General features: G+C 54.2%; 30 protein-coding genes, 1 tRNA gene and 1 riboswitch. Of the genes, 22 read left to right on the plus strand and 9 right to left on the minus strand.

The features are described from left to right. Positions 1–92 precede the first annotated feature (92 nt). From petA to rmuC, 4 genes are all read left to right on the plus strand, one after another. Positions 93–674 (plus strand): ubiquinol-cytochrome c reductase iron-sulfur subunit, encoded by a 582-nt coding sequence (gene petA / locus KEM39_RS02735; protein WP_003752780.1) that lies wholly within the window; start codon positions 93–95, stop codon positions 672–674. 18 nt (positions 675–692) lie between these two features. Beyond that, positions 693–2,042, plus strand: a complete 1,350-nt coding sequence (locus tag KEM39_RS02740) for a cytochrome b (protein ID WP_107863866.1) — start codon at positions 693–695, stop codon at positions 2,040–2,042. A 14-nt stretch (positions 2,043–2,056) separates the two neighbouring features. Next, positions 2,057–2,845 carry a cytochrome c1 gene (locus tag KEM39_RS02745; protein ID WP_025456825.1) on the plus strand — a complete coding sequence of 263 codons (789 nt, stop codon included), beginning with the start codon at positions 2,057–2,059 and terminating at the stop codon, positions 2,843–2,845. A 338-nt stretch (positions 2,846–3,183) separates the two neighbouring features. Continuing rightward, on the plus strand, positions 3,184–4,974 hold the full coding sequence (gene rmuC / locus KEM39_RS02750; RefSeq protein WP_101084748.1) for a DNA recombination protein RmuC: 1,791 nt from the start codon (positions 3,184–3,186) through the stop codon (positions 4,972–4,974). A gap of 67 nt (positions 4,975–5,041) precedes the next feature. Here rmuC and KEM39_RS02755 read toward each other — a convergent pair whose 3' ends face one another. Next, complete coding sequence (locus tag KEM39_RS02755; protein ID WP_101084747.1) at positions 5,042–5,674, minus strand: MBL fold metallo-hydrolase; 633 nt, start codon at positions 5,672–5,674, stop codon at positions 5,042–5,044. 90 nt (positions 5,675–5,764) lie between these two features. Between KEM39_RS02755 and KEM39_RS02760 the strand changes: the two genes are divergently transcribed. From KEM39_RS02760 to ptsP, 5 genes are all read left to right on the plus strand, one after another. Beyond that, a complete protein-coding gene (locus tag KEM39_RS02760) occupies positions 5,765–6,589 on the plus strand; it encodes a DNA ligase (RefSeq protein WP_101084750.1) in 825 nt (274 codons plus the stop codon). A gap of 68 nt (positions 6,590–6,657) precedes the next feature. Further along, a complete protein-coding gene (locus KEM39_RS02765; RefSeq protein ID WP_101084746.1) occupies positions 6,658–7,221 on the plus strand; it encodes a hypoxanthine-guanine phosphoribosyltransferase in 564 nt (187 codons plus the stop codon). Positions 7,222–7,302: 81 nt separating this feature from the next. Next, positions 7,303–7,740, plus strand: a complete 438-nt coding sequence (locus KEM39_RS02770; RefSeq protein WP_211709565.1) for a PTS sugar transporter subunit IIA — start codon at positions 7,303–7,305, stop codon at positions 7,738–7,740. A 68-nt stretch (positions 7,741–7,808) separates the two neighbouring features. Continuing rightward, a complete protein-coding gene (locus tag KEM39_RS02775) occupies positions 7,809–8,078 on the plus strand; it encodes an HPr family phosphocarrier protein (protein ID WP_003677272.1) in 270 nt (89 codons plus the stop codon). Beyond that, positions 8,078–9,853, plus strand: coding sequence for a phosphoenolpyruvate--protein phosphotransferase (gene ptsP, locus KEM39_RS02780; RefSeq protein WP_211709566.1), 1,776 nt, complete (start codon positions 8,078–8,080; stop codon positions 9,851–9,853). The genes KEM39_RS02775 and ptsP overlap by 1 nt, the downstream gene beginning before the upstream one ends. A 121-nt stretch (positions 9,854–9,974) precedes the next feature. Here the strand turns inward: ptsP and KEM39_RS02785 are convergent, their stop codons facing one another. From KEM39_RS02785 to KEM39_RS02795, 3 genes are all read right to left on the minus strand, one after another. Beyond that, positions 9,975–10,913 carry an ABC transporter ATP-binding protein gene (locus tag KEM39_RS02785; RefSeq protein ID WP_118997421.1) on the minus strand — a complete coding sequence of 313 codons (939 nt, stop codon included), beginning with the start codon at positions 10,911–10,913 and terminating at the stop codon, positions 9,975–9,977. A gap of 8 nt (positions 10,914–10,921) precedes the next feature. Further along, positions 10,922–11,797, minus strand: a complete 876-nt coding sequence (locus KEM39_RS02790) for an NUDIX hydrolase (RefSeq protein WP_118997422.1) — start codon at positions 11,795–11,797, stop codon at positions 10,922–10,924. A gap of 181 nt (positions 11,798–11,978) precedes the next feature. After that, positions 11,979–12,055, minus strand: a tRNA-Met gene (locus KEM39_RS02795). A gap of 149 nt (positions 12,056–12,204) precedes the next feature. Beyond that, positions 12,205–12,304: riboswitch (TPP riboswitch) on the plus strand. Between the two features lie 90 nt (positions 12,305–12,394). On the opposite strand from KEM39_RS02795, the gene thiC reads away from it, so the two are divergent. Beyond that, a complete protein-coding gene (thiC, locus tag KEM39_RS02800; RefSeq protein ID WP_211709567.1) occupies positions 12,395–14,296 on the plus strand; it encodes a phosphomethylpyrimidine synthase ThiC in 1,902 nt (633 codons plus the stop codon). A 103-nt stretch (positions 14,297–14,399) separates the two neighbouring features. Here thiC and KEM39_RS02805 read toward each other — a convergent pair whose 3' ends face one another. From KEM39_RS02805 to KEM39_RS02825, 5 genes are all read right to left on the minus strand, one after another. Beyond that, complete coding sequence (locus tag KEM39_RS02805; protein ID WP_118997423.1) at positions 14,400–14,723, minus strand: hypothetical protein; 324 nt, start codon at positions 14,721–14,723, stop codon at positions 14,400–14,402. Between the two features lie 53 nt (positions 14,724–14,776). Next, entirely contained in the window at positions 14,777–15,469 is a 693-nt protein-coding gene (locus KEM39_RS02810) for a M48 family metallopeptidase (RefSeq protein WP_118997424.1), read from the minus strand. Then, the gene (locus KEM39_RS02815; protein ID WP_118997425.1) at positions 15,466–16,209 is read right to left on the minus strand and encodes a lysophospholipid acyltransferase family protein; all 744 of its coding nucleotides are present in this window, start codon (positions 16,207–16,209) and stop codon (positions 15,466–15,468) included. The genes KEM39_RS02810 and KEM39_RS02815 overlap by 4 nt, the downstream gene beginning before the upstream one ends. A gap of 29 nt (positions 16,210–16,238) precedes the next feature. Further along, on the minus strand, positions 16,239–16,802 hold the full coding sequence (gene gmhB, locus KEM39_RS02820) for a D-glycero-beta-D-manno-heptose 1,7-bisphosphate 7-phosphatase (RefSeq protein ID WP_118997426.1): 564 nt from the start codon (positions 16,800–16,802) through the stop codon (positions 16,239–16,241). 132 nt (positions 16,803–16,934) lie between these two features. Then, entirely contained in the window at positions 16,935–18,176 is a 1,242-nt protein-coding gene (locus tag KEM39_RS02825) for an aromatic amino acid transporter (protein ID WP_118997427.1), read from the minus strand. A 167-nt stretch (positions 18,177–18,343) separates the two neighbouring features. Between KEM39_RS02825 and ubiG the strand changes: the two genes are divergently transcribed. The 12 genes from ubiG to KEM39_RS02885 all read left to right on the plus strand — a co-directional run bounded on the left by ubiG (position 18,344) and on the right by KEM39_RS02885 (position 26,600). Then, positions 18,344–19,072, plus strand: coding sequence for a bifunctional 2-polyprenyl-6-hydroxyphenol methylase/3-demethylubiquinol 3-O-methyltransferase UbiG (gene ubiG, locus KEM39_RS02830; RefSeq protein WP_211709570.1), 729 nt, complete (start codon positions 18,344–18,346; stop codon positions 19,070–19,072). A 35-nt stretch (positions 19,073–19,107) separates the two neighbouring features. Beyond that, positions 19,108–20,025, plus strand: a complete 918-nt coding sequence (gene thrB / locus KEM39_RS02835) for a homoserine kinase (RefSeq protein ID WP_101121402.1) — start codon at positions 19,108–19,110, stop codon at positions 20,023–20,025. 234 nt (positions 20,026–20,259) lie between these two features. Continuing rightward, positions 20,260–21,801 (plus strand): ABC transporter permease, encoded by a 1,542-nt coding sequence (locus KEM39_RS02840; protein WP_211709569.1) that lies wholly within the window; start codon positions 20,260–20,262, stop codon positions 21,799–21,801. Between the two features lie 28 nt (positions 21,802–21,829). Next, positions 21,830–22,429, plus strand: a complete 600-nt coding sequence (locus KEM39_RS02845; RefSeq protein WP_003677311.1) for a beta-class carbonic anhydrase — start codon at positions 21,830–21,832, stop codon at positions 22,427–22,429. Next, entirely contained in the window at positions 22,426–23,019 is a 594-nt protein-coding gene (nadD, locus tag KEM39_RS02850) for a nicotinate-nucleotide adenylyltransferase (protein ID WP_118997431.1), read from the plus strand. Before KEM39_RS02845 ends, nadD begins: the two co-directional genes overlap by 4 nt. 58 nt (positions 23,020–23,077) lie before the next feature. Next, complete coding sequence (gene rsfS, locus KEM39_RS02855; protein ID WP_002246503.1) at positions 23,078–23,464, plus strand: ribosome silencing factor; 387 nt, start codon at positions 23,078–23,080, stop codon at positions 23,462–23,464. 53 nt (positions 23,465–23,517) lie between these two features. Continuing rightward, positions 23,518–23,988 (plus strand): 23S rRNA (pseudouridine(1915)-N(3))-methyltransferase RlmH, encoded by a 471-nt coding sequence (gene rlmH, locus KEM39_RS02860; RefSeq protein WP_039854488.1) that lies wholly within the window; start codon positions 23,518–23,520, stop codon positions 23,986–23,988. A 74-nt stretch (positions 23,989–24,062) separates the two neighbouring features. Then, the gene (locus KEM39_RS02865) at positions 24,063–24,329 is read left to right on the plus strand and encodes an oxidative damage protection protein (RefSeq protein WP_002214948.1); all 267 of its coding nucleotides are present in this window, start codon (positions 24,063–24,065) and stop codon (positions 24,327–24,329) included. A 157-nt stretch (positions 24,330–24,486) separates the two neighbouring features. After that, positions 24,487–25,170, plus strand: coding sequence for a Bax inhibitor-1 family protein (locus KEM39_RS02870; RefSeq protein WP_118791315.1), 684 nt, complete (start codon positions 24,487–24,489; stop codon positions 25,168–25,170). Next, entirely contained in the window at positions 25,170–25,364 is a 195-nt protein-coding gene (locus tag KEM39_RS11955) for a transposase (protein WP_118997432.1), read from the plus strand. Before KEM39_RS02870 ends, KEM39_RS11955 begins: the two co-directional genes overlap by 1 nt. A gap of 34 nt (positions 25,365–25,398) precedes the next feature. Continuing rightward, positions 25,399–25,911, plus strand: coding sequence for a pantetheine-phosphate adenylyltransferase (coaD, locus tag KEM39_RS02880; protein ID WP_118997433.1), 513 nt, complete (start codon positions 25,399–25,401; stop codon positions 25,909–25,911). Between the two features lie 35 nt (positions 25,912–25,946). Beyond that, positions 25,947–26,600, plus strand: a complete 654-nt coding sequence (locus tag KEM39_RS02885) for a TIGR01621 family pseudouridine synthase (protein ID WP_118997434.1) — start codon at positions 25,947–25,949, stop codon at positions 26,598–26,600. Positions 26,601–26,792: the final 192 nt, after the last annotated feature.

A 26,792-nucleotide genomic window follows, 5' to 3' on the forward strand; every position in this document is an offset into this window, starting at 1 on the left:
ATTTTAAATAATGCTTTGAGTATCACTGCAAACTGGGTAAAATTGCAATGTTTAATGGCTCGGTATTCCCAAAATATTAGGACGACTGAATAATGGATAATCAAGAAATCAATAACGGCCGCCGCCGTTTCCTGACACTTGCGACCTGCGGCGCAGGCGGAGTGGCAGCATTGGGTGTGGCAACGCCGTTTGTGGCCAGTTTTTTCCCTTCGGAAAAAGCTAAGGCCGCCGGTGCTGCCGTCGAAGTGGATGTCAGCAAAATCGAAGCGGGTCAGATGTTGACTGCTGAGTGGCAAGGCAAACCGATTTGGGTGGTCAACCGTACGGATCAACAGCTTAAAGACCTGAAAAGCCTGAACGGCGAACTTACTGATCCCAATTCCGATGTGGAACAACAGCCGGAATACGCGAAAAACGAGACACGTTCGATCAAGCCGAACATCCTTGTCGCCATCGGTATCTGTACCCATTTGGGCTGTTCGCCAACCTACCGTCCCGACATTGCACCTGCCGATTTGGGTGCGGGCTGGAAGGGCGGCTTTTTCTGCCCCTGCCACGGTTCGAAATTCGACATTGCAGGCAGGGTGTATAAAGGTGTTCCTGCGCCGACCAACTTGGTCGTACCGCCTTACAAATATCTGAGCGATACTACCATCTTGGTGGGTGAAGACTGAGAATAAGGAACGATAATTATGGCAAACCAAACCAATAGCAAAGCAAAAGCATTGTTAGGCTGGATGGACGCTCGTTTCCCCCTGTCTAAGATGTGGAATGAGCATTTGGCTCAATACTACGCACCAAAGAACTTCAACTTCTGGTATTACTTCGGCTCTTTAGCCTTGCTTGTCCTTGTGATTCAAATCGTCAGCGGTATTTTCCTGACTATGAACTACAAACCGGACGGCAACCTTAACGCCTACCATCTGCCTGCTGCCTTTACTGCAGTAGAGTACATCATGCGCGACGTGTCCGGCGGTTGGATTATCCGCTACATGCACTCCACCGGCGCATCTTTCTTCTTCATCGTTGTTTATCTGCACATGTTCCGTGGTTTGATTTACGGTTCGTACAAAAAACCCCGTGAGTTGGTGTGGATTTTCGGTTCTCTGATTTTCTTGGCATTGATGGCGGAAGCCTTTATGGGCTACCTGTTGCCTTGGGGTCAAATGTCCTTCTGGGGTGCGCAGGTAATTATTAACCTGTTCTCCGCCATCCCTGTTATCGGTCCTGATTTGTCCACTTGGATCCGCGGCGACTTCAACGTTTCCGATGTTACCCTGAACCGCTTCTTTGCCCTGCACGTTATTGCCGTACCTCTGGTATTGCTCGGTTTGGTTGTGGCGCACATCATCGCCCTGCACGAAGTGGGTTCTAACAACCCTGATGGCGTTGAAATCAAGAAAAACAAAGACGAAAACGGTATTCCACGCGATGGTATCCCATTCCATCCTTACTACACCGTTAAAGACATCTTGGGTGTTGTTGTATTCCTGATTGTCTTCTGTTCCGTGTTGTTCTTTGCACCTGAAGGCGGCGGCTACTTCTTGGAAGCGCCAAACTTCGATGCAGCAAATGCGCTGAAAACACCTCCGCACATTGCGCCGGTATGGTACTTCACTCCGTTCTACGCCATTTTGCGTGCGATTCCCTCGTTCTTGGGAACACAGGTATGGGGTGTAATCGGTATGGGTGCGGCAGTTGTACTGATTGCCCTGTTGCCTTGGCTGGATAGGGGCGAGGTTAAATCCGTCCGCTATCGTGGCCCGATCTTTAAAACCGCATTGGTCTTGTTCATCATTGCCTTTATCGGTTTGGGTATTTTGGGTGCGATGGTGGCAACTGATACGCGTACTTTGGTTGCGCGCATCCTGTCCTTCGTCTATTTTGCATTCTTCTTGGGTATGCCGTTCTATACTAAACTGGATACCAACAAACCGGTTCCCGAACGTGTAACCATGAGTACCGCCAAACAGAAAATCATGTTTTTTGTTTATGTAGGCATTACGGCGGTTTGTGCATATCTGTTTGCAACCAACATCTGATGAGGGCAGTCAAAATGAAACAAGTTATGAAAAACTGGTTTGCTGCCTTACTGTTGGCAGTACCCATGAGTGCGGCATTTGCTTCGGGCGGTCATGCACACTATGAGAAAGTCGATATCGATTTGCGCGATCAGGTCAGCCTGCAGCGCGGCGCACAAATCTTTACCAACTATTGCCTGTCCTGCCACTCGGCAAGCGGTATGCGTTTCAACCGTTTGAAAGACATCGGTTTGACTGACGAAGAAATCAAGAAAAACCTGATGTTTACCACCGATAATGTCGGCGATGTGATGCATGCTGCAATGGATCCTAAAGATGCGGCAAAATGGTTTGGTGCTGCTCCGCCCGATTTGACGTTGATTGCGCGTTCCAAAGGTGCAGACTACCTTTACGCCTATATGCGCGGATTCTATAAGGATCCTACGCGTCCGAGCGGCTGGAACAATACCGTATTTGATAAAGTCGGTATGCCTCACCCGCTGTGGGAACAGCAAGGCGTTCAAGCCGTTGAGTTGGATGCCAAAGGTCAGCCGGTTATGGTAAAAGACGAACACGGCGAGATGAAGCCTAAGCTGTATTGGGAATCTACCGGTTTGCACAGCCGCCGTCTGCCTAACGGCAAAGTGATCCAAAAAGAGTACGACGCATATGTACGCGATTTGGTGAACTATCTTGTGTACATGGGCGAGCCTGCACAACTGCAACGCAAACGTATAGGCTATGTCGTGATGATTTTCTTATTGGCGGTTATGCTGCCTTTGGCGTATTTCCTGAAAAAAGAATATTGGAAAGACGTACACTAAGCGTTTGGAACAAAAGGGCAAATCCTTTAGGGTTTGCCCTTTTTGCATGCTTCGGCCCTTTTGGAAAATCAGCACCCGTATGCCGTCTGAACATAGCTGCAACATTTCAGACGGCATCATTCTAAAAATGTCAGACATCGGGAACTTAATTAGGGTTTGTGGCAGATTGATATTGAATTAGGAAAAGGTCTGAAACCGCAAGCAGCATGGTAAGGCGATGTCGAACAGGTTTAAAGCCAATCCGCTATATTTTTTGGAGCTATGTCGAACAAACAGGTAGAATCGGAATAAGCGGCGGTTTTGTCCGGTGTGAAAATGTTTGAATATTAGGATGATTGATGGAACTGATGACTGTTTTGCTGCCTTTGGCGGCGTTGGTGTCGGGCGTGTTGTTTACATGGTTGCTGATGAAGGGCCGGTTTCAGGGCGAGTTTGCCGTATTGAACGCGCAATTGGTGGAAAAGGCGGCAAGATGTGATTTTGTTGAACAGGCGCACGGCAAAACCGTGTCGGAATTGGCGGTGTTGGACGGGAAATACCGGCATTTGCAGGACGAAAATTATGCTTTGGGCAATCGTTTTTCCGCAGCCGAAAAGCAGATTGCTTATTTGCAGGAAAAAGAGGCGGAATCGGTTCGGCTGAAGCAGTCGTATATCGAGTTGCAGGAAAAGGCGCAGGGTTTGGCGGTTGAAAACGAACGTTTGGCAACCCAGCTCGGACAGGAGCGGAAGGCATTTGCCGACCAATATGCCCTGGAACGCCAAATCCGCCAAAGAATCGAAACCGATTTGGAAGAAAGCCGCCAAACTGTCCGCGACGTGCAAAACGACCTTTCCGATGTCGGCAACCGTTTTGCCGCAGCCGAAAAACAGATTGCCCATTTGCAGGAAAAAGAGGCAGAGGCGGAGCGGTTGAGGCAGTCGCATATCGATTTGCAGGAAAAGGCACAGGGTTTGGCGGTTGAAAACGAACGTTTGACAACGCAAATCGAACAGGAACGCCTTGCTTCTGAAGAGAAGCTGTCCTTATTGGGCGAGGCGCGCAAGAGCTTGAGCGATCAGTTTCAAAATCTTGCCAACACGATTTTGGAAGAAAAAAGCCGCCGTTTTACCGAGCAGAACCGGGAGCAGCTCCATCAGGTTTTGAACCCGCTAAACGAACGCATCCAAGGTTTCGGCGAGTTGGTCAAGCAAACCTATGATAAAGAATCGCGCGAGCGGCTGACGTTGGAAAACGAATTGAAACGGCTTCAAGGATTGAATGCGCAGCTGCACAGCGAGGCAAAGGCCCTGACCAACGCGCTGACCGGTACGCAGAATAAGGTTCAGGGCAATTGGGGCGAGATGATTCTGGAAACGGTTTTGGAAAATTCTGGCCTTCAGAAAGGGCGGGAATATGTGGTTCAGGCAGCATCCGTCCGAAAAGAGGAAGACGGCGGCACGCGCCGCCTCCAGCCCGACGTTTTGGTCAACCTGCCCGACAACAAGCAGATTGTGATTGATTCCAAGGTTTCGCTGACGGCTTATGTGCGCTATACGCAGGCGGCGGATGCGGATGCGGCGGCACGCGGGTTGGCGGCACACGTTGCCAGCATACGCGCGCACATGAAAGGCTTGTCGCTGAAGGATTACACCGATTTGGAAGGTGTGAACACATTGGATTTCGTCTTTATGTTTATCCCTGTCGAACCAGCCTACCTGTTGGCGTTGCAGAATGACGCGGGCTTGTTTCAAGAGTGTTTCGACAAACGGATTATGCTGGTCGGCCCCAGTACGCTGCTGGCGACTTTGCGGACGGTGGCGAATATTTGGCGCAACGAGCAGCAAAACCAAAACGCACTGGCGATTGCGGACGAAGGTGGCAAGCTGTATGACAAGTTTGTCGGTTTCGTACAGACGCTTGAAAGCGTCGGCAAAGGCATCGATCAGGCGCAAAGCAGCTTTCAGACGGCATTCAAGCAACTTGCCGAGGGGCGCGGGAATCTGGTCGGCCGCGCCGAGAAGCTGCGTCTGTTGGGCGTGAAGGCAGGCAAACAGCTTCAACGGGATTTGGTCGAGCGTGCCAACGAACAGACGGCATTTGCTTTGGGCAAACCTTCGGAACAGGAAGCGGCTGACGAAGCCGAATAGGAAAGGCGGATGCGTTTCAGACGGCATCAGTGCAGATGATGCCGTCTGAAGACCGTAGGGAAGGCGGTTAGAAAAACGGATTGTGCCGCTTTTCGTGTCCGATGGAAGTCATACGCCCGTGTCCGGCGACAACTTGCACGGTTTCGGGGAGGGCGAATAATTTGTTGCGGATATTATTGATTAAGTCGGTGTGGTTGCCGCGCGGAAAATCGGTTCTGCCTATGGTTTCGTAAAACAGCACGTCGCCCGCAATCAGCAATTCCGCCTCGGCGCAATAAAAGACGATATGTCCCGGCGTATGGCCCGGAATATGCAGCACTTGAAAGGCATAGCGTCCGACCGTGAGCGTTTCGCCTTCTTCGAGCCAACGGTTCGGCGAAAATGCGGGCGAGACGGGGAATCCGTATTGTGCGGTGGTTTGCGGCAGCGATTGGAGCAGGAATTCATCGTCCGGATGCGGCCCGAGGACGGGAACGTTACGCGTTTTCAGCATTTCGACCACGCCGCCCGCGTGATCGAGATGGCCGTGCGTCAGCCAGATTGCCGTGAGCGTGAGTTTGCGGTTTGCCAACGCTTGCAGCAGGAACGGCACGTCGCCGCCGACATCGGTCAGGACGGCTTCGCCGCTTTCGTCGTCCCAAATCAGGGTGCAGTTTTGGCGAAAGGGGGTAACGGGGAAGATTTCGTAACGTAGGGTCATCGGCGTGTTCCTAAACGGTTTTCAGACGGCATCGGGTTTGCCGTTTGTTTTATGGCGGTTTGCCGCCTGTTTGGATATTGGGGGAATCAGGTGATTAAGAAGATAATCGGCGGCATCATACCGATTTTTACGGCGGTTTTCATCCCTGCATCGGCAGGCGCGGTGGATTTGATGCTGGCGCAGGAATACAAAGGGCAGGACATTGCAGGCTGGGCGATGAGCGAGAAACTCGACGGCGTGCGCGCCTATTGGGACGGAAAGCACCTGATGAGCCGTCAGGGGTATGCGTTTGCTCCGCCCAAAGGTTTTACCGCTCAGTTTCCGCCTTATCCTTTGGACGGCGAATTGTATAGCGGACGCGGTCAGTTCGAGCAGATTTCCGTTACCGTGCGTTCTGTTTCTTCAGACTGGCGCGGCATCCGCCTGCACGTTTTCGACGTACCCAAGGCGCAGGGCAATCTCTACCAACGTTTGGCAGTCGCAACGCAGTGGCTGAAAACGCATCCGAACGCGCCGATTACCATCATCCCACAAATCAAAGTGCGCGACCGGCAGCACGCGATGGACTTTTTAAAACAAATCGAAGCGCAGGGCGGCGAAGGCGTGATGCTGCGTCAGCCCGAATCCCGTTACAGCGGCGGCAGGAGCAGCCAATTATTGAAGCTGAAAAGCCAATACGACGACGAATGCACGGTAACGCGGCACTATGAGGGCAAAGGGCGAAACGCCGGACGGTTGGGCGCGGTCGGCTGCAAAAACCGGCACGGCGAATTCCGCATTGGCAGCGGCTTCAAAGATAAAGACCGCGACAACCCACCCAAAATCGGTACGCTGATTACCTACCGTTACCGTGGCTTTACGCAGAAAGGTACGCCGAAATTTGCCACATTTGTGCGCGTGCGTACCGACCGCTGAGCAGGACAGTTCAGACGGCATCCGATACTTTGGTTTATAATTTTCCTTTTACCGACTGATTCCGACATATGACCGATTTAGAAACCAAACGCCTTGAAACACAGGCGATGCTTGAAAACGCTGATCTTTTGTTCGACCAAAGCCAATGCCGTGCCGCGCTGCAAAAAGTGGCGGACGAGATTACGCGCGATTTGGGGGATAAATATCCGTTGCTCCTGCCCGTGATGGGCGGGGCGGTGGTGTTTACGGGGCAGTTGCTGCCGCTGTTGCGCTTTCCCTTAGATTTTGATTATGTTCACGTTTCCCGTTACGGCGACAAGCTGGAGGGCGGCGCGTTCAACTGGAAGCGTATGCCCGATGCGGAACAAATCCGAGGCAGGCATGTGGTCGTGTTGGACGATATTCTAGACGAAGGGCATACGATGTCCGCCATTCAAGCCAAACTTTTGGAAATGGGTGCGGCAAGCTGCCGTTCGGCGGTGTTCGCCAACAAGCTGATCAACAAACCCAAGCCTATCCGAGCCGATTATGTCGGACTGGATGTGCCGAACCGTTATGTGTTCGGTTACGGTATGGACGCGGCGGGCTGCTGGCGTAATTTGGGCGAGATTTACGCATTGGACGGAAAATAAGGGACGCGATGCCGTCTGAAGGCCTTTCAGACGGCATCGCGCCCATACGCCGGCAGGACAACGAGGAACAGGACGCATAATATGATAGGGCTTTTAATCGTTACACACGAAACCATAGGCGAAGCCTACCGCAAGCTGGCGCATCATTTTTTTCCGGGCGGGCTGCCTGAAAACGTCCGCATACTCGGCGTGCAGCCGACGGAAGACCAAGACGACATCATCAACAACGCCATTGCCGCGCTGCAAGAATTTCCTGAAAACCACGGCGTATTGATTATGACCGACATCTTCGGCGCAACCCCCTGCAATGCAGCCCGCCGCCTTGTACGCGAAAATAAATCGGCGATTTTGACCGGCCTGAATGCGCCGATGATGATTAAGGCCGTCCAATATTCGCCGACGGCGGAAGACCTTGCCGCATTTACCGAATGCGTCAGAGAGGCGGCGGTAAAGGGCATTTTCGCCATCACGTCCGCGCCCGAAGATTTGGTGTGCCGGCGCAGCGGCGATGCCGTCTGAAGAAGCGGCAGGGCAGGAAAATATTTTAAACGGCATCTGCTGCCGATATACATAAAACGGGAATCGAAATGCTCAAACAATCCATCGAAATCATCAACAAACTCGGACTTCACGCCCGCGCGTCCAGCAAATTCACCCAAACCGCGTCTCAGTTTCAAAGCGAAGTCTGGGTAACGAAAAACGGCAGCCGCGTCAACGGCAAAAGCATCATGGGCTTAATGATGCTCGCCGCCGCCAAAGGCACCGTCATCGAGCTGGAAACCGACGGCTTGGACGAAGCCGCCGCCATGAAGGCATTGACCGACTTAATCAACGACTACTTCGGCGAGGGCGAATAATGAGTATCGTGCTGCACGGTGTCGCCGCGGGCAAAGGCATCGCCATCGGACAAGCCCACCTGATTACGCGCGGCACGGCTGAAGTGCCGCAATACGACGTTTCAGACGAGCTCATCGACACCGAATCCGCCCGTTTCGATGCCGCCATCAAAGCCACGCGCAAAGAGTTGGAACAGCTGCGCAGCGCGATTCCCGAAAACGCCCCGACCGAATTGGGCGCGTTTATTTCGCTGCACCTGATGCTGCTGACCGATGTAACCTTGTCGCGCGAACCCGTCGATATTTTAAAAGAACAAAAAATCAACGCCGAATGGGCATTGAAGCAGCAGAGCGACAAACTTGCCGCTCAGTTTGACGGCATAGGCGATGCCTATTTGCGCGAACGCAAGCAGGATATGCTGCAAGTCGTCCAGCGCATCCACAACAACCTGGTCGGGCAGGGCAACGATTTAAATGTTGCCGACAACCTGTTTGACGAAACCGTGCTGATTGCGCACGACCTTTCGCCTGCCGATACGGTTTTATTCAAGGAGCAGCGGATTGCCGCTTTTGTAACCGATGTCGGCGGTCCGACCAGTCATACGGCGATTTTGGGCAGGAGTTTGGATATTCCTTCCGTCATCGGGCTGCACAACGCGCGCAAACTGATTACCGAAGGCGAAACAGTCATCGTGGACGGTATCAACGGCGTATTGATTATTTCGCCGGATGAGTCGGTGTTGAACGAATACCGCCGCCGTGCCCGCGAATACCGCAGCCACAAACGCGAGTTGAACAAGCTCAAAAAAACTGCCGCTGCTACCGCCGACGGGGTCTGTATCGAGCTTTTGGGCAATATAGAATCAGCCGAAGATGTCAAATTGCTGCACAATCTCGGCGCAGACGGCATCGGGTTGTTCAGGAGCGAGTTTCTTTACTTGAACCGCGATACGATGCCGTCTGAAGACGAACAGTATGAAGTTTACAGCGCGATTGTCAAAAAAATGAAAGGCAAAAGCGTTACCATCCGAACCGTTGATTTAGGCGTGGATAAAAACCCCCGCTGGTTCGGTCAAAACGCCACCCCCAACGGCAGCCTCAACCCCGCACTGGGCATGACCGGCATCCGCCTGTGCCTTGCCGAACCGGTCATGTTCCGCACCCAGATGCGCGCCATCCTCCGTGCGGCGGTACATGGTCCCGTGCGCATGATGTGGCCGATGATTACCTCCTTGTCCGAAGTGCGCCAATGCCTGATTCATTTGGATACTGCCCAGCGGCAGCTTACCGAGCGCGGTGAAGCCTTCGGCGATGTCGGTGTCGGCTGCATGATTGAAATCCCCTCGGCCGCGTTGACCGTCGGCAGCATTTTAAAACCGGTCGATTTTATTTCCATCGGTACCAACGACCTGATTCAATATATCTTGTCCGTCGACCGCAGCGACGACAGCGTCAGCCACCTCTACCAGCCCGGACATCCTTCCGTGTTGAAAATGCTGCAACACGTCATCCGTACCGCCAACCGTATGGAAAAAGACGTGTCCGTGTGCGGCGAAATGGCGGGCGACACGGCGTTTACCCGCGTTTTATTGGGTATGGGGCTGCGCCGTTTTTCGATGAATCCAAACAACATCCTGCCCGTCAAAAACATCATCCTGAACAGCAATATCGCACAGCTCGAAAACGATATTGCCAAAATCGTCCGCTGCGAGGACGAGGAAAAGGCGGAAAAGCTGATCAAACAGATGAACAGCGCGCCGGCAGGGGAGGAAGCCGAAGCCAAAGTGCGGAAATAAATATTGTTGACAATGGAAAAAGATTGCAGTCAAATAACTCCCTTAGAAAAAATATAGCTGCTTTGGTAAAAAAATGCCGTCTGAAAGGTTTTTCAGACGGCATTTTGTTTTTAAGGAGGCATCAACGGAAACGGACGATTTCCCTGTCTTCGATATGGATGCGTACCGTATCGTTTCCCGATATTTCACCGGCGTGCGGCATATCGAGGTTCAGCCACAGGATGCCGTGTTCCGGATGGAGGACGGATAGGCTGAACGATTCGGGCAAACAGGTACGGGATAATACGCGGCACTCCATGCCGTCTTGGTCGAAACGCACCGCATGTTGCGGAATATGGCGGTCATCGTCGGTATTGGGCAGCCCCATCAGTCGGGCAACCTGCACGCAGGACGGTGTTTTGACCAATGTTTCGGGTGTGCCGTATTGTAGAATCCTCCCTTCATGCATCACGGCAATTTCGTCTGCCGTCGTACAGGCTTCTTCGGGCGAATGAGTAACCAAGACGGCAGGGATGCCGCCGTTTCGGATACGTTCGGCAGTCATGCGGCGCAGCCGGTCGCGCAAATGCGTGTCCAAACTGGAAAACGATTCGTCCAGCAACAGCAGGGAAGGGCGGACAACCAAAGCGCGCGCCAGTGCCAACCGTTGTTTCTCGCCTCCGGAAAGTTTTTCAGGCTTACGGTGCGCCTCGTTTTCCAGTCCGACTTCGGCAAGTGCCGCCATGGCAAGGCGTTCGGCTTCGGCTTTCGGCATTTTTTGCATTTTCAAACCGAATGCCGCATTTTCCAGCGCACTCATATGGGGAAACAGCGCGTAATCTTGAAACATCAGAGAAATACGGCGTTTTTCGGGCGGCATACGGGTAATGTTTTCCCCGTTCAGCCATATTTCCCCGCCGTCCGGACGGACGATGCCCGCAATCATATTCAGCAGGGTGGATTTGCCGCAGCCCGACCGCCCCAAAACGGCGAGTATTTTGCCGCGCCCGACAGTCAGGCAGATATTGTCGGCGACGGTTTTATCGCCGAAGCGTTTGCAGAGTCCGTTCAGTTCAAGCATGGCGCATCCTATAAACGTATGCCGTCCAGCCACTCGGACAGCGGATGGGCGGCATCAATCAGACCGTAACGGCAAAACGCGTCCAGCGTAACCAGTTGCGCGTCGTGCATCATGTTTCCCGACAACATGGCATCCAATAGGCTGTCGATGTCCATCTTTTCAAAACCCGCCACCTCGCCGTCCTGATTTTCAGGCAAGAAGGTTTCGGGCAGGACGGCATCGAACACATACAGGATTTCATTGTGCACACCCCTGCTGACGGGGCGCAGGCTGTGCAGCCGCGATACCGGGCGGATGAGCGGAAACAGCGTTTTATCCAAACCCGCCTCTTCGCTGCTTTCGCGGTACACGGCTTCAGACGGTATTTCGCCGCCGGAAACACCGCCGGCGGCAGTATTGTCGAGTTTGCCGGGATCGACTGCTTTGTGCGGACTGCGCCTGCCTATCCAGAAATGCCATCGGCCGTCCGATTCGGTCAGACCGTTGAGATGGACGGCGCGGCTGAGCAGCCCGAACGGGCGGAAAGCGGCGCGTTCGAGCGTGAACAAGATATTGCCGCCGCCGTCGGTCAGGTCGAAACACTCGTTGCGCCAGCCGTCCAACAGCCCCGCACAGTGCCAACCGTGGGCGAGGTGCTGCAAGCGTCCGCCCATATCCGGCCAGCCGTCCGCATTCAGAAAAATGCCGTCTGAAGACTCCGAGCAGCCTGCCTCCCAGTCTTTTTTGACGCGCTCCGCCCATTCCGGCGACAGATTGCCCAAAGGCAGACCGTTCAGATACAGCATTTTCCAGCAGCTTTCTGCACCGTAACTTGCTTTTGCCCACTCGAATAGGGCATCAAGGTCGTGTTTGCTGACGGATTCGGTAAAACGGACGGTCGGCATAGTCGGCTTTCTTGAACATAATGCGGAAGATTGTAATCAAACCGCCTGAATTTGCAACCGCAAACAGACGGCGGGCTGCCGTTCCGATATTGCGGCAGGAAGGAAAATCCGGCAAAAAACGGAGGCGGCAGGAAACAGGCAAAACAAAACCCCTCGGCATTGAACCGAGGGGTTTGATATTTGGTTGCGGGAGCAGGATTCGAACCTACGACCTTCGGGTTATGAGCCCGACGAGCTACCATGCTGCTCCATCCCGCGTCAGAAGATGAGACTATACGGCAGATTTTTTATGTTGTCAAACATTACTTCCGCGAAAAATCATAAAATTTTGCCGTCCGGCGGTTTATGCCTGATTTGACATATTATTTTCTTTACAAAAGTTCATGTTCGTGATTTAATTTTGGTTAACATTGAAACAGGGGTGCTGCCTGATGTTCAGGCGGCTGAGAAATACCCTTTACACCCGATCGGGATAATACCTGCGTGGGGAGTTTTCACGGATTCTGTCTTTCAGACGGCATTGGTTTTCAAATGCCGTCTGAAAACGCAAAACGCTCCTGTTTCTTTATTCTAAACGAGAAAACAGGAGCATTTTTTATGACTACGCCAAAAAAAACCGCCAAAACTTCCGGCAACGAAGCGCGCGAGCTTGCCGACTTGAGCGAAGACATCGGCATCCGCTTCAAATATCCGAACTCCGAACGCGTGTATCTGCAAGGCAGCCGCGACGACATCCGCGTGCCTTTGCGCGAAATCCGTCAGGACGACACCTACACGGCGCAAGGCACGGAAGCCAACCCGCCGATTCCCGTCTATGACACCAGCGGCGTGTACGGCGATCCGGCGGCGCACATCGACCTGAAACACGGTTTGCCGCACATCCGCACCGCGTGGCTGGACGAACGCGGCGATACTGAAATCCTGCCCAAGCTCTCCAGCGAATACGGCATCGAACGCGCACATGACCCGCAAACCGCCCATCTGCGTTTCAACCAAATCACCCGCCCGCGCCGCGCCAAAGCCGGCCGCAACGTAACCCAGCTCCATTACGCCCGCCAAGGCATCATCACGCCCGAAATGGAGTTTGTCGCCATACGCGAACGTTTGAAATTAGACGAATTGTCCCAAAAACCGGAATACGCCAAGCTCTTGAAACAGCACGCAGGGCAAAGTTTCGGCGCGAATATCCCGACCCGTCCCGACCAAATCACGCCCGAATTCGTGCGCCGGGAAATCGCCGCCGGACGCGCGATTATCCCCGCCAACATCAACCATCCCGAACTCGAACCGATGATTATCGGCCGCAACTTCCGCGTCAAAATCAACGGCAACTTGGGCAATTCCGCCGTCACCTCCAGCCTGACCGAAGAAGTCGAAAAAATGGTGTGGTCGCTGCGTTGGGGCGCGGACACGATTATGGATTTGTCCACCGGTGCGCATATCCATGAAACGCGCGAATGGATTATCCGCAACGCGCCCGTCCCCATCGGCACAGTGCCAATTTACCAAGCGTTGGAAAAAACCGGCGGCATCGCCGAAGATTTGACTTGGGATTTGTTCCGCGACACCTTAATCGAGCAGGCGGAACAAGGTGTGGACTATTTCACCATACACGCGGGCGTGTTGCTGCGTTATGTGCCGATGACCGCCAACCGCCTCACCGGCATCGTATCGCGCGGCGGTTCGATTATGGCGAAATGGTGTCTCGCCCACCACAAAGAAAACTTCCTCTACACGCATTTCGACGAAATCTGTGAAATCATGAAGGCGTATGATGTGTCGTTCAGCCTCGGCGACGGCCTGCGCCCCGGCTGCATTGCCGATGCCAACGACGAATCCCAATTCGCCGAGCTGTACACCTTGGGCGAATTGACCGATAAAGCGTGGAAACACGACGTACAAGTTATGATCGAAGGCCCCGGCCATGTGCCGCTGCAACGCGTCAAAGAAAACATGACCGAAGAGCTGCAACATTGCTTTGAAGCGCCTTTCTACACCCTCGGCCCGCTCGTTACCGACATCGCTCCCGGCTACGACCACATCACCTCGGGCATAGGCGCGACCAACATCGGCTGGTACGGCACGGCGATGCTTTGTTACGTTACCCCCAAAGAACATTTGGGACTGCCCGACAAAGAAGACGTGCGCACCGGCATCATCACCTACAAACTCGCCGCCCACGCCGCCGACCTCGCCAAAGGCTGGCCGGGCGCACAGTTGCGCGACAACGCCCTGAGCAAGGCGCGTTTCGAATTCCGCTGGCGCGACCAATTCCGCTTAAGCCTCGACCCCGAACGCGCCGAAAGCTTCCACGACGAAACCCTGCCCGCCGAAGGCGCGAAAATCGCCCACTTCTGCTCGATGTGCGGCCCCAAATTCTGCTCGATGAAAATCACGCAGGAAGTGCGCGACTACGCCGACAAGCAAAAGGCCCAACAGCAAGGCATGGAAGAAAAAGCGATTGAGTTCGTCAAAAAAGGAGCGAAGCTTTACAGCTAAAACGTCAAGCAAAAAATGCCGTCTGAAAACCGGATATCGGGTTTCAGACGGCATTTTTGTTTTCAAACGGGGTACGGTTCGGAGCCGGTGTGCGGACGGAAGCCTATTTTGCAGAAACCGATCCGCTTACGGACGATTCGCTGCCGGAGGCAGGCTTCTGCACTCTTTTGTCGGTAAATACGCAAACGACGCCGGCATTGTTGTAGGTAATGTTGTAGTTGGTGTCGCAGTATTGGGCGACCGCAAAGAGCGGGAGTTGCTCATTTCCCCATCGGGTCGGATTGAAGAAAGACAGTTCGCCGTTTACGCATTTCCGGGCTTCTTCGTCATTAGAATATACACATATCCTGCTTTGATCGACAGGCCGTTTTTGTGCAGCTTGTTCTTTGCATCCGGCGAGCGCGGTCAGGACGGCGAGTTTCTTCATATTGAATCTCCCGTGTAGGTTGAATGCGGAAATGCCGTCTGAAACGGATGGCATTATCCCAAAATAAAAAGTTCCCTGCCGCGGTCTTTGAGCCATTGCTTGGCTTCGTCCGCGTAGGGTGCGAAGCGGCGGGTCAGCACCCAGAATGCGCGGCTGTGGTCGGCGTGGGCGAGGTGGCAGAGTTCGTGTATGCAGACGTAGTCGGCAACGTATTCCGGTGCGCCGACCAGCCGCCAGTTGAGGCGTATGCCTGTGGTTTTGCGGCACACGCCCCAGAAGGTTTTGGCAGAGGTCAGCGAGGAGGAGGCGGGGAACAGTTGTGTGGTGCGGGCGTGGTGTTCGAGGCGGGGAAGCAGGTAACTGTGCGCCTGCCGTTCCAAAAAGTCCCGCAGCAGCGCAAGCTGTTTTTCGGGTGCGCCTTCGGGAACACGGATTTCAGACGGCATCAGCAGGATTTGCGTGTCTTGATGGGCGGTGAGGGCAAGCTGTCTGCCGTGGAAGAGGATGGATTCGGGCAGCCGGTTTTCGGCAGTTTGCGGCGGCGGTGTTTTCGCCAGTGTTCGCCGCAGGACGACTTCGTTTTCGTACAGCCAGCGGTTTAGAGCGGAGACGGAGAAGCAGGGTGGGACGCTGATGCTGACGGTATGTGTGCCGATAGGGCGGATAATCAGGTTTTTCTTGGCACGGCGTTTGATTTCTATGGTCAGTTCCATGCCGTCTGAAAGAGTGTGGATCAGGGAGGTCATACGGTTTCAGACGGCACTTTGGCGGCAAACGGGCCTGCGCCGGAAATGAGCGGCTGCTGCGTTTCGATGAGGTGTTCGCATTTTTCCATCAATTCGGCTTCGCTGCCGCTTGCGTGCGGGATGGTCGGACAGATGACGACGGTGATTTCGCCCGGATATTTCAGAAAGGAATTTTTCGGCCAAAATTCGCCGCTGTTGAGGGCGACGGGGACGATGTCCATCTCAAACATTTTCGCCATGCGCGCGCCGCCGAGCTTGTATTTGCCGCGTTTTCCGGGTGCAAGGCGCGTGCCTTCGGGGAAAATGGTAATCCAATAGCCTTCGTTTTTGCGCGCCAACCCCTGTTTTATGAGCTGTTCGTTGGCTTCGCGGCGGTTGTTGCGGTCTATGCCTATGGTTTTGACCAGCTTCAAACCCCAACCGAAAAAGGGGATTTTGAACAACTCGCGTTTGGCAACGTAAACCTGCGGCGGAAAAATGTCCTGAAGGGCAAGCGTTTCCCAGCCGCTTTGGTGTTTGGCGCAGATGACGGCGGGGCGGTCGGGGATGTTTTCCGCGCCGATGACGCGGTATTTGAGCCCGACGATGTGTTTGAGCGACCAGTTGAGGATGCCGACCCAGACCCGCGCCATCTTGTGCGCCCCGTCCCGGAAAGGCGAGGCGAGCAGCATAAAGGGAAAGAGGAAAATCAGGCTGGAACAGAGTATCAGCCAGTAAATCAGGTTGCGGATGATGAGCATGGTTTTGCCTTGTCGGAAATGCGGTATGTTCAGTCGGCTTGCGGTGCGGCGTTTTCCTGCATGATGTATTGTGAGAAATCGAGCAGGGTATCGAAAACCTGTGTGTGTTCGGGCAATTCGTGTCCGTGTTGGGAGAGCGTTTTTTTGCCTTTTCCGGTCAGAACCAGCGCGGGTTTTCCGCCGACGGCATCGATTGCCTGCAAATCGCGCAGGCTGTCGCCGACCAGCCAGGTTTCCGAAGCTTGAGCGTTGAAGCGTTCGAGGATGTCTTCAATCATGCCCGGTTTGGGCTTGCGGCAGTTGCAGTTGTCGGCGCCGGTATGCGGGCAGAACCAGATGCCGTCGATTTCCCCGCCTGCCTGACGGATGAGGCGGTGCATTTTGGCATGCATTTCGGTGAGGTCTTGAACGGTAAAATATTTGCGGCCGATGCCGGATTGGTTGGTGGCGACGGCAACGGTGCAGCCTGCCTGCGTCAGGAATGCCACCGCATCCATGCTGCCTTCGATAGGTATCCACTCGTCAACGGATTTGACGAAGTCGTCGCGGTCCTGGTTGATGACGCCGTCGCGGTCGAGAATGATGAGTTTCATCACGGTTCCTTTGGATTGGGGCAGGTCGGGGGTGGCATTATACTGAAATATCGGCAGTGATGCGCCTGTGGCGCGCGATAACGAGGCAATGCCGTCTGAAGCCGCCGGCGGGCTTCAGACGGCATTTTGCCTTTATCCTTTAAATACGGGGACGAGTTCCATTTGGCTCAATACCTGTGCGGCGATGTTGGCGATGCCGAAAAGGAAGACCCAAACCATCAGCCACAAGCCGCCGTAAACTTTATAGGTTTTGCCTGCGCCGAATTTTTGGCGCGAACGGTAGAGCAGCATGGCGGGGATGATGCCTGTCCAGACGGTTGCCGCCAGGCCGACGTAGCCGATGGCGGTAACGAAGCCGGTGGGGAAGAGCAGGCAGGAAATCAGGGGCGGCAGGAAGGTCAGCGCGGCGGTTTTGGTGCGGCCGGAGATGCTGTCGTTCCATTTGAAGATGTCGGCGATGTAGTCGAAGAGTCCGAGCGTTACACCTAAAAACGAGGTGGCGATCGCCATGTAGGAAAACAGGGACAATATTTTATCCATATTGCCGGTTTGGGCGAATTTGGACAGGGTTTCGATGAGGACGGAGACTTGCCCTTCGGCGGCAATCACGGGGGCGAACTCGTTGCGCGGCAGGTTGCCTTGGATGGCGGTTTGCCAGAGGACGTAAATTACCAGCGCAATCAGTGTGCCCGTCCAGATGGATTTAGCCACTTTGGGCGCGTCGCCTTTAAAGTATTTGAGCAGGCTGGAGACGTTGCCGTGGAAACCGAATGACGCAAGGCAGACGGGCAGGGCGGTGGCGGCGTAAATCCAGTAGTTGGTGCCGACGGGGGCTTGGGTGTCGAACAGGACGGGCATTTTGGCATCGGCAATCAGGCCGCCGGTTGCCCAAATAAAGGTTAATACCATGCCGCCGATGAGGACGCTGGTGAAGCGGTCGACCAAGCGTGCGGATGCCCATACGCAAAAGGCGAGGATGCCGAAGAAGACGAGTTGTCCGACGGTGAGTGAAACGTCGCCGCCTGCCGCGCTGCCTAAGCCTTTGGCGGTCAGGTCGCCGCCGACGAAGATATAAGCGTAAGTAAGCAGGTATAAAACGAAGGCGACGGCGATGCCGTTGATGATGTTCCAGCCGCGTCCGAGCAGGTCTTTGACCATCGTGTCGAAACTTGCGCCGTGCGGATAATGGGTGTTGACTTCCAAAATCATCAGGCCGCTGGAAAGCATGGAAAACCAGGTGTACAGCAACACGGCCAGCGAGCCGGTAAACCATACGCCGGATGTGGCGGTCGGGTTGGCAAGCATGCCTGCGCCGATAACCGTACCGGCGATAATCATCGCGCCGCCGAACAGGGAAGGGGTTTTGGTTGACATATTTTATCTTTCTGACGAAAAGCGTGGCCGCCATTATGCCGTAAAGTGCGGGGGGCTGTAAGGTGTTTGCAGTCATGCCGTCTGAAAGTCTGTTCAGACGGCATGACGTTCCATAGTATAATCTTTTCCCTTTTGGGCAACGGCGGACGCCGCCGTGTTTTTGAATGATGGGAGGCAGGATGTCTGACAGAAAATATAATGTGGACGCAGAGGAAATCGCCAAGTTCAGCCGGATTGCCGACAAATGGTGGGATAAGTCGGGCGAATTCAAGCCCTTGCACGACATCAATCCGCTGCGGCTGGATTATATCGACGGACACGCGGATTTGCGCGGCAAACGGGTTTTGGACGTGGGCTGCGGCGGCGGGATTTTGGCGGAAAGTATGGCGCGGCGCGGCGCGGCGTTTGTCAAAGGCATCGATATGGCGGAGCAGTCGCTGGAAACCGCCCGCCTGCACGCGGCTTTGAACAATGTCGCCGATATCGAATACGAATGTATCCGCGTGGAAGACCTTGCCGGGGCGGAACCGCACTCGTTTGATGCGGTAACGTGCATGGAAATGATGGAACACGTCCCCGATCCCGCCGCCATCGTGCGTGCTTGCGCCAAGCTGGTCAAACCGGACGGCATGGTGTTTTTTTCCACCATCAATAAAAACCCGAAATCTTATCTGCATCTGATTGTGGCGGCGGAATATCTGTTGAAGTTTGTCCCCAAAGGCACGCATGACTGGAAAAAATTTATCGCGCCTGCCGATTTGGCGCGGATGTGCCGTCAGGCGGGTTTGGATGTGGTGGAAACCAAGGGTATGACTTTTTCCGTGTTGTCGCAAACTTATGCCCTGTGCGATTCGACCGATGTGAATTATATGTTTGCCTGCCGTCCGGCGTTCTGACGGCAGGTTTGATTGTTTTGAACGGGTGAATGGATATGTCTGTTTATACCAGTGTTTCCGATGATGAAATGCGCGGCTTCCTGAGCGGTTACGATTTGGGGGAATTTGTTTCCCTGCAGGGCATCGCGCAGGGGATTACCAACAGCAATTATTTTCTGACGACAACTTCGGGACGTTATGTGCTGACCGTGTTTGAAGTGTTGAAACAGGAAGAGCTGCCGTTTTTTCTGGAGCTTAACCGGCATTTGAGTATGAAGGGCGTGGCGGTTGCCGCGCCGGTTGCGCGCAAAGACGGCCGGCTCGATTCCGTTTTGGCAGGCAAGCCTGCCTGCCTGGTTGCCTGCCTGAAAGGTTCGGATACCGCGCTGCCGACGGCGGAGCAGTGCTTCCATACCGGTGCGATGCTGGCCAAAATGCACCTTGCCGCCGCCGATTTCCCTTTGGAAATGGAAAACCCGCGTTACGATGCGTGGTGGACGGAGGCGTGCGCCCGACTGCTGCCCGTCCTGTCGCAAGACGATGCCGCACTTTTGCGTGCCGAAATCGATGCGCTGAAGGACAATCTCGGCAACCATCTGCCTTCGGGCATCATCCACGCCGATTTGTTTAAAGACAATGTGTTGCTTGACGGCGGTCAGGTATCGGGCTTCATCGATTTTTATTATGCCTGCCGGGGCAATTTTATGTATGACTTGGCGATTGCGGTCAACGATTGGGCAAGGACGGCGGACAATAAGTTGGATGAGGCGTTGGAAAAGGCGTTTATCGGCGGTTATGAGGGCGTGCGCCCCTTGAGTGCCGAAGAAAAGGCGTATTTCCCGACCGCCCAACGCGCCGGCTGCATCCGTTTTTGGGTGTCGCGCCTGTTGGATTTTCACTTTCCGCAGGCGGGCGAGATGACGTTTATCAAAGATCCGAACGCGTTCCGCAACCTGCTGTTGAGTTTGGGTTGAGTGCGTCCAGCGTTTGACAGAAATGCCGTCTGAAAGGGTTTCAGACGGCATTTTGTTTCGGGTTTGGATGTGTTTTCCGGATGTTTTCCGGTTCGGCATACCGGTTTCGGCTGTTTTGTTACGCACCCGCGCCGGTGTCCGACGCTGAATTCCGGCGGACGGATAAAATTGTGCAGTCATTTTTGACCGGCTTTGGGTACAATTCCGCCGTTATGTTTTGAAATGGGAAAACGGATGGATATGCGGCGTTGGGCGGTTGCCGGATTGGTTGCGCTGCCGCCCCTGTGTTTTTTGACCGCGATGGTGCTTGCGCCTTTGTGGGCGATGGCGGCGTATGACGGTTTGGCGTGGGGCGCGGTGCTGTCGGATGCCTATATGCTCAAGCGTTTGGCGTGGACGGTATTTCAGGCGGCGGCAACCTGTGTGCTGGTGCTGCCTTTGGGCGTGCCTGTCGCGTGGGTGCTGGCGCGGCTGGCGTTTCCGGGGCGGGCTTTGGTGCTGCGCCTGCTGATGCTGCCGTTTGTGATGCCGACGCTGGTGGCGGGCGTGGGCGTGCTGGCCCTGTTCGGGGCGGACGGCCTGTTGTGGCGCGGCGGGCAGGATACGCCGTATCTGTTGTTGTACGGCAATGTGTTTTTTAACCTTCCTGTGTTGGTCAGGGCGGCATATCAGGGGTTTGTGCAAGTGCCTGCGGCACGGCTTCAGACGGCACGGACACTGGGCGCGGGGGCGTGGAGGCGGTTTTGGGACATTGAAATGCCCGTTTTGCGCCCGTGGCTTGCCGGCGGCGTGTGCCTTGTTTTCCTGTATTGTTTTTCCGGGTTCGGGCTGGCGCTGCTGCTGGGCGGCAGCCGTTATGCCACGGTCGAAGTGGAAATTTACCAGTTGGTCATGTTCGAACTCGATATGGCGGTTGCTTCGGTGCTGGTGTGGCTGGTGTTGGGGGTAACGGCGGCGGCAGGGTTGCTGTATGCGTGGTTCGGCAGACGCGCGGGTTCGGATAAGGCGGTTTCTCCTGTGATGCCGTCTGAACCGCAGTCGGTCGGGGAATATGTGCTGCTGGCGTTTGCGGCGGCGGTGTTGGGCATATGCTGCCTGTTCCCGCTGGCGGCGGTCGTGGTAAAGGCCTGTTCTGCGGGAGAATCTTGGCAGGTGTTGGCGGAACGCGAAACGTGGCAGGCGGTGTGGAATACTTTGCGCTTCTCGGCGGCGGCAGTATTTTTGGCGGCGGTATTGGGTGTCATGTATGCGGCGGCGGCGCGGCGGTCGGCGTGGATGCGCGGGCTGATGTTTTTGCCGTTTATGGTATCGCCGGTTTGTGTTTCGGCAGGTGTGCTGCTGCTTTATCCGCAGTGGACGGCTTCGTTGCCGTTGCTGCTGGCGATGTATGCGCTGTTGGCTTATCCGTTTGTGGCAAAAGATGTTTTATCGGCCTGGGATGCACTGCCGCCGGATTATGGCAGGGCGGCGGCAGGTTTGGGCGCAAACGGCTTTCAGACGGCATACCGTATTACGCTCCCCCTCTTGAAACCGGCGTTGCGGCGTGGTCTGACCTTGGCGGCGGCAACCTGCGTGGGCGAATTTGCGGCGACATTGTTCCTGTCGCGTCCGGAATGGCAGACGTTGACGACTTTGATTTATGCCTATTTGGGGCGTGCGGGTGAGGACAATTACGCGCGGGCGATGGTGTTGACATTGCTGTTGTCGGCATTTGCGGTGTGCATTTTCCTGCTGTTGGACAACGGCGAGGGCGGAAAACAGACGGAAACGTTATAATGTGAACCCTTTTTCAGAGGACGGCAAAATGAGCGAGTTGAGCGAAATCCTTTCCTATAATCAGAAGTTTGTCGAGTCGGGCGAATATGAGAAATATTTTACCGACAAATACCCGGGCAGGGAGTTGGCGATTTTGTCCTGTATGGATGCGCGGATTATCGAGCTGCTGCCCAATGCTTTGGGATTGAGGAACGGCGATGCCAAATTGATTAAAAATGCAGGCGCGCTGGTTGCGCATCCGTGGGGTTCGGTCATGAGGAGTCTGCTGGTTGCCGTGTTTGAACTGAAAGTCAAAGAAATCATGGTCATCTCCCATCACGATTGCGGTATGCAGGGATTGAATGCGGCCGGCTTTCTCAGTAAGGTGCATGAAAGCAATATTCCCGACGACCGTATCGAAACCCTGCGTTATGCCGGTGTCGACCTCGACGGCTGGCTGACCGGTTTCGACAACGTCGAAGACAGCGTGCGCCATACGGTCGAACTCATCCGCCGCCATCCGTTGATGCCGCGCCATATTGCCGTTCACGGATTGGTCATCCATCCCGTTACCGGCAAACTGACCCTGATTGTGGACGGCAGTGTTTCAGACGGCATGGACTTATCGGAAGGAATGGAAACATCATGAAGAAAATCGGACTGTTCGGCGGCACTTTCGACCCGATACACAACGGACATCTTCATATCGCCCGTGCCTTTGCCGATGAAATCGGCTTGGACACGGTTGTTTTCCTGCCGGCAGGCGGCCCGTATCACAAAGATGCCGCCTCCGCTTCCGCTGCCGACCGCCTTGCCATGGTCGAACTGGCGACGGCAGAAGACGCACGTTTTGCCGTCAGCGACTGCGACATCGTCCGTCACGGCGAGACTTACACTTTCGACACCGTCCAAATTTTCCGCCAGCAGTTCCCCTCGGCGCAACTCTGGTGGCTGATGGGCAGCGACAGCCTGATGAAGCTGCATACATGGAAAAAATGGCAGATGCTCGTGCGCGAAACCAATATCGCCGTCGCCATGCGGCAGGGCGACAGCCTGCACCAAACCCCGCGCGAACTGCACGCATGGCTGGGCAAGTCCCTTCAGGACGGCAGCGTCCGCATCTTGTCCGCCCCGATGCATAATGTGTCGTCAACGGAAATCCGCCGCGCCGGTGTTTCAGACGGCATCCCACCTGCCGCCGCACGCTACATCCGCGAACACGGTTTGTATGAAAAATAAAGTCAAATCAGTAAGAAACGGCTATAATGCCGTCTGAAAACATCCCATTAGGAACATAATGAACGAACAAGAACTGCAAGACCTGCAAAAAATGGTCGAGGTCGCCGTCAACGCCCTCGAAGACATCAAAGCCAAAGATATTTCCGTTCTCGAAACGCAAGACAAAACTTCGCTGTTTGCCAGAATGATTATCGCCAGCGGCGACAGTACGCGCCAAGTCAAAGCACTGGCCAACAACGTTGCCGTCGATTTGAAAGAAGCCGGTTTTGAAATCCTCAGCACCGAAGGCGACAGCGGCGAATGGACGCTGGTCGATGCGGGAGACCTCGTCGTCCACGTCATGCTCCCTGCCGTGCGCGACTTCTACGACATCGACACCCTCTGGGGCGGCGAGAAACCGAGTTTCCACGCCGGAATGCAGAAGCCGTGGCACGCGGCAGACTGATTCCCGATGCCGTCTGAACCTTCAGACGGCATTTTCCTGTAAGGGAGAAAGCATTGAACATCACCGTTTTGGCAGTCGGCACCAAAATGCCGCGCTGGGTTGATGAGGCCGTCGCCGAATACGCCAAACGCTTCGGACGCGACGTCGCCTACGCACTCAAAGAAATCAAACCCGAAAAACGCGGCGCGGGCGTGAATGCCGCCCAAGGTATGGCGGCAGAAGAAAAACGCATCCTTGAAGCCGTTCCGCAAGGCGCGTTCCTTGTCGTTCTTGACGAACGCGGCAAAGCACCGACCTCCGTCGAGCTGGCGGAACACCTCAAAAGCTGGCAGCAAAACGGCGAACACGTCTGCTTCGTCATCGGCGGCGCGGACGGCATGACCGACCGCCTCAAACAACAAGCCCGCATGATGATGCGCCTGTCCAGCCTCACCCTGCCGCACGGCATGGTGCGCGTCCTTCTGACCGAGCAGCTCTACCGGGCCGTCTCCATCCTGCACAACCATCCCTATCATCGGGAATAAGAAGGCTTTTGTCCGTACCCCTAATCGGTTAAAATCACCCCGTTATTTCTGAACACACAGCAAAGGAATCCGCTATGGCACGCATGGTATTTTGCGTTAAGCTCAACAAAGAAGCCGAAGGCATGAAATTCCCACCGCTTCCCAACGAATTGGGCAAGCGCATTTTTGAAAACGTATCGCAAGAAGCGTGGGCGGCGTGGACGCGCCACCAAACGATGCTGATTAACGAAAACCGCTTAAGCCTTGCCGATCCGCGCGCGCGCGAATATCTGGCGCAGCAGATGGAGCAGTATTTCTTCGGCGACGGCGCGGATGCCGTTCAAGGATACGTTCCGCAATAAACGGTTTTCCGTTTTGAACACAGGCTGTCCGAACCTGCTTCAGACGGCCTTTAAAATACGCCGGACAACCTTATCTTCACGCAACCGGACAAATTTTGACGTTGGACAATGTTAAAATCCCCCGTTATCCCCAACCGCACTTTCAGGAGCAGATGATATGCAACACGACGTTTACGACTACACCGCGCATACGGTTTCTAAAAACACCGTCCTGCAGAAAACCTACCGCCTGCTCGGATTTTCATTCATTCCGGCAGCCGCAGGCGCGGTGCTTGCCGCCAATGCCGGCTTTAATTTTTACGCCGCCTTCGGTTCGCGCTGGATAGGGTTTGCCGTCGTGCTGGCGTTTTTCTACGGTATGATCCACTTCATCGAGAAAAACCGTTACAGCAATACTGGCGTTGCCCTGCTGATGGTATTCACATTCGGTATGGGCGTATTGATCGGCCCCGTGCTGCAATACGCGCTTCATATTGCCGACGGTGCGAAAATCGTCGGCATTGCCGCCGCGATGACCGCCGCCGTCTTTTTAACGATGTCCGCCTTGGCGCGCCGGACTCGGCTCGATATGAACGCGCTCGGACGCTTCCTGACCGTAGGTGCAGTCATTCTGATGGTCGCCGTGGTTGCCAATCTGTTTTTGGGTATCCCCTCGCTGGCACTGACCATTTCCGCCGGGTTTGTCTTGTTCAGTTCCTTAATGATTATGTGGCAGGTACGCACCGTCATCGACGGCGGAGAAGACAGCCACATCAGTGCGGCACTGACACTGTTTATCTCGCTTTACAACATCTTCAGCAGTTTGCTGAACATCCTGCTGTCTTTAAACGGCGAGGATTGATGCCGGAAAAACGCCGTCCGGCTATGCCGTCTGAAAATGTTTCAGACGGCATTTTACTTTGGGCATACAATACGGATGCACGCACATATAGTGGATTAAATTTAAATCAGGACAAGGCGACGAAGCCGCAGACAGTACAAATAGTACGGCAAGGCGAGGCAACGCCGTACTGGTTTAAATTTAATCCACTATAAAAACACAGCCGGCTATGAGGCCGGGAGGAATCAAATGTTACCGAATACACCGCGCCGCGCCGTTTATGCCGGCAGTTTCGATCCGCCCACATTGGGGCATCTGTGGATGATACGGCAGGCGCAATCTATGTTTGACGAACTCATCGTCGCCATCGGCATTAATCCCGACAAACGCAATACCTATACCGTCGCTGAAAGGCAGGATATGTTGTGCGCCATTACCGACAACTTCCCAAACGTCAAAATTGAAGTGTTTGAAAACCGGTTTTTGGTGCATTACGCCCGTGAGGTAGATGCAGGATTCATCGTGCGCGGCATCCGTTCTGCCGCCGATTACGAATACGAACGCTCTATGCGCCATATCAACAGCGACCTCGCCCCCGAAATATCCACCGTATTCCTCATGCCGCCGCGCGAAATTGCCGAAGTGTCGTCCACTATGGTCAAAGGACTGGTCGGGCCGGAAGGCTGGATGGAAATCGTCAAAAGATATGTGCCGCCGGCCGTGTACCAAAAAATGATTGCAGAACATCACAACAATGCCTGACAGAAAGTTTCTGTCAAATATATTCAGGTTCAAATATGTGGGAAATCTTATTCAGACACCAAGATTTTGTCGCCATCAATAAACTTCAAGGCATATCCGTCCACCGTTCCGACGGTGAAGTCAGCCTGACGGCAACACTTGCGGCACAGTTGGGCGTAGAAAAGGTATGGTTGCTGCACAGGTTGGACAAGCAGACCGGAGGCATATTGCTGTTTGCCCTTAATCCCCAAAGTGCCGCTGTTCTTGCCGCACAGTTTGCCGAAAGGAAAATGAAGAAAACCTATTTGGCTTTGTCCGACCGCAAACCGTCCAAAAAACAAGGATGGATAAAAGGCGGCATGGAAAAATCCAGGCGCGGAATGTGGAAGTTGACGCGCAATACAGAAAATATCGCCGTTACCCGATTCCACAGCATCAGTATCGCCGAAAAACTGCGGCTGTTCATCCTAGAACCGCATACGGGCAAAACGCACCAATTGAGAGTGGCGATGAAAAGTTTGGGCAGTCCGATTCTGGGCGACAGCTTATACGGCGGAACAGAATCCGAAACCATGTTTCTGTATTCATGGAAAATACAATTTGCCTACCAAAACCGACAAATCGAAATTGTTGCACCCTTAAAAAACGAATGGCAGGCTGAAAATATCTCTCATGCGCTGGAAGAATTTTATATGGCAAAAGCAGGTTAATAAATATAAATTAATTTATAAACAATATGATAAATATTTTTATAAAAATTTTTTAAGAAAACGGTTGACCGCAAATCTCTTTAAGCGTATAGTTCGGTTCTTCGCCGCTGACGAAGCGGCGGTAACGAAATAATTCAAACGCTCTTTAACAAAACAGATTACCGATAAGTGTGAGTGCCTTGAGCCTCACAC

It is taken from the genome of Neisseria sp. Marseille-Q1983 (assembly GCF_018224585.1).
Lineage (GTDB): Bacteria > Pseudomonadota > Gammaproteobacteria > Burkholderiales > Neisseriaceae > Neisseria > Neisseria polysaccharea.

Excerpts from the sequence above, each read along its gene's own strand:
- KEM39_RS02785 (WP_118997421.1), bottom strand. The coding sequence starts at position 10,913 with ATGCTTGAACTGAACGGACTCTGCAAACGCTTCGGCGATAAAACCGTC.
- KEM39_RS02745 (WP_025456825.1), top strand. The coding sequence starts at position 2,057 with ATGAAACAAGTTATGAAAAACTGGTTTGCTGCCTTACTGTTGGCAGTA.
- KEM39_RS02770 (WP_211709565.1), top strand. The coding sequence starts at position 7,303 with ATGATAGGGCTTTTAATCGTTACACACGAAACCATAGGCGAAGCCTAC.
- KEM39_RS11955 (WP_118997432.1), top strand. The coding sequence starts at position 25,170 with ATGCCGGAAAAACGCCGTCCGGCTATGCCGTCTGAAAATGTTTCAGAC.
- KEM39_RS02765 (WP_101084746.1), top strand. The coding sequence starts at position 6,658 with ATGACCGATTTAGAAACCAAACGCCTTGAAACACAGGCGATGCTTGAA.
- KEM39_RS02775 (WP_003677272.1), top strand. The coding sequence starts at position 7,809 with ATGCTCAAACAATCCATCGAAATCATCAACAAACTCGGACTTCACGCC.
- rsfS (WP_002246503.1), top strand. The coding sequence starts at position 23,078 with ATGAACGAACAAGAACTGCAAGACCTGCAAAAAATGGTCGAGGTCGCC.
- KEM39_RS02815 (WP_118997425.1), bottom strand. The coding sequence starts at position 16,209 with ATGCTCATCATCCGCAACCTGATTTACTGGCTGATACTCTGTTCCAGC.
- KEM39_RS02825 (WP_118997427.1), bottom strand. The coding sequence starts at position 18,176 with ATGTCAACCAAAACCCCTTCCCTGTTCGGCGGCGCGATGATTATCGCC.
- KEM39_RS02885 (WP_118997434.1), top strand. The coding sequence starts at position 25,947 with ATGTGGGAAATCTTATTCAGACACCAAGATTTTGTCGCCATCAATAAA.
- coaD (WP_118997433.1), top strand. The coding sequence starts at position 25,399 with ATGTTACCGAATACACCGCGCCGCGCCGTTTATGCCGGCAGTTTCGAT.
- KEM39_RS02810 (WP_118997424.1), bottom strand. The coding sequence starts at position 15,469 with ATGACCTCCCTGATCCACACTCTTTCAGACGGCATGGAACTGACCATA.
- KEM39_RS02755 (WP_101084747.1), bottom strand. The coding sequence starts at position 5,674 with ATGACCCTACGTTACGAAATCTTCCCCGTTACCCCCTTTCGCCAAAAC.
- KEM39_RS02870 (WP_118791315.1), top strand. The coding sequence starts at position 24,487 with ATGCAACACGACGTTTACGACTACACCGCGCATACGGTTTCTAAAAAC.
- thiC (WP_211709567.1), top strand. The coding sequence starts at position 12,395 with ATGACTACGCCAAAAAAAACCGCCAAAACTTCCGGCAACGAAGCGCGC.
- petA (WP_003752780.1), top strand. The coding sequence starts at position 93 with ATGGATAATCAAGAAATCAATAACGGCCGCCGCCGTTTCCTGACACTT.
- KEM39_RS02845 (WP_003677311.1), top strand. The coding sequence starts at position 21,830 with ATGAGCGAGTTGAGCGAAATCCTTTCCTATAATCAGAAGTTTGTCGAG.
- rmuC (WP_101084748.1), top strand. The coding sequence starts at position 3,184 with ATGGAACTGATGACTGTTTTGCTGCCTTTGGCGGCGTTGGTGTCGGGC.
- KEM39_RS02740 (WP_107863866.1), top strand. The coding sequence starts at position 693 with ATGGCAAACCAAACCAATAGCAAAGCAAAAGCATTGTTAGGCTGGATG.
- ptsP (WP_211709566.1), top strand. The coding sequence starts at position 8,078 with ATGAGTATCGTGCTGCACGGTGTCGCCGCGGGCAAAGGCATCGCCATC.
- ubiG (WP_211709570.1), top strand. The coding sequence starts at position 18,344 with ATGGGAGGCAGGATGTCTGACAGAAAATATAATGTGGACGCAGAGGAA.
- KEM39_RS02865 (WP_002214948.1), top strand. The coding sequence starts at position 24,063 with ATGGCACGCATGGTATTTTGCGTTAAGCTCAACAAAGAAGCCGAAGGC.
- thrB (WP_101121402.1), top strand. The coding sequence starts at position 19,108 with ATGTCTGTTTATACCAGTGTTTCCGATGATGAAATGCGCGGCTTCCTG.
- KEM39_RS02840 (WP_211709569.1), top strand. The coding sequence starts at position 20,260 with ATGGATATGCGGCGTTGGGCGGTTGCCGGATTGGTTGCGCTGCCGCCC.
- gmhB (WP_118997426.1), bottom strand. The coding sequence starts at position 16,802 with ATGAAACTCATCATTCTCGACCGCGACGGCGTCATCAACCAGGACCGC.
- nadD (WP_118997431.1), top strand. The coding sequence starts at position 22,426 with ATGAAGAAAATCGGACTGTTCGGCGGCACTTTCGACCCGATACACAAC.
- KEM39_RS02790 (WP_118997422.1), bottom strand. The coding sequence starts at position 11,797 with ATGCCGACCGTCCGTTTTACCGAATCCGTCAGCAAACACGACCTTGAT.
- KEM39_RS02805 (WP_118997423.1), bottom strand. The coding sequence starts at position 14,723 with ATGAAGAAACTCGCCGTCCTGACCGCGCTCGCCGGATGCAAAGAACAA.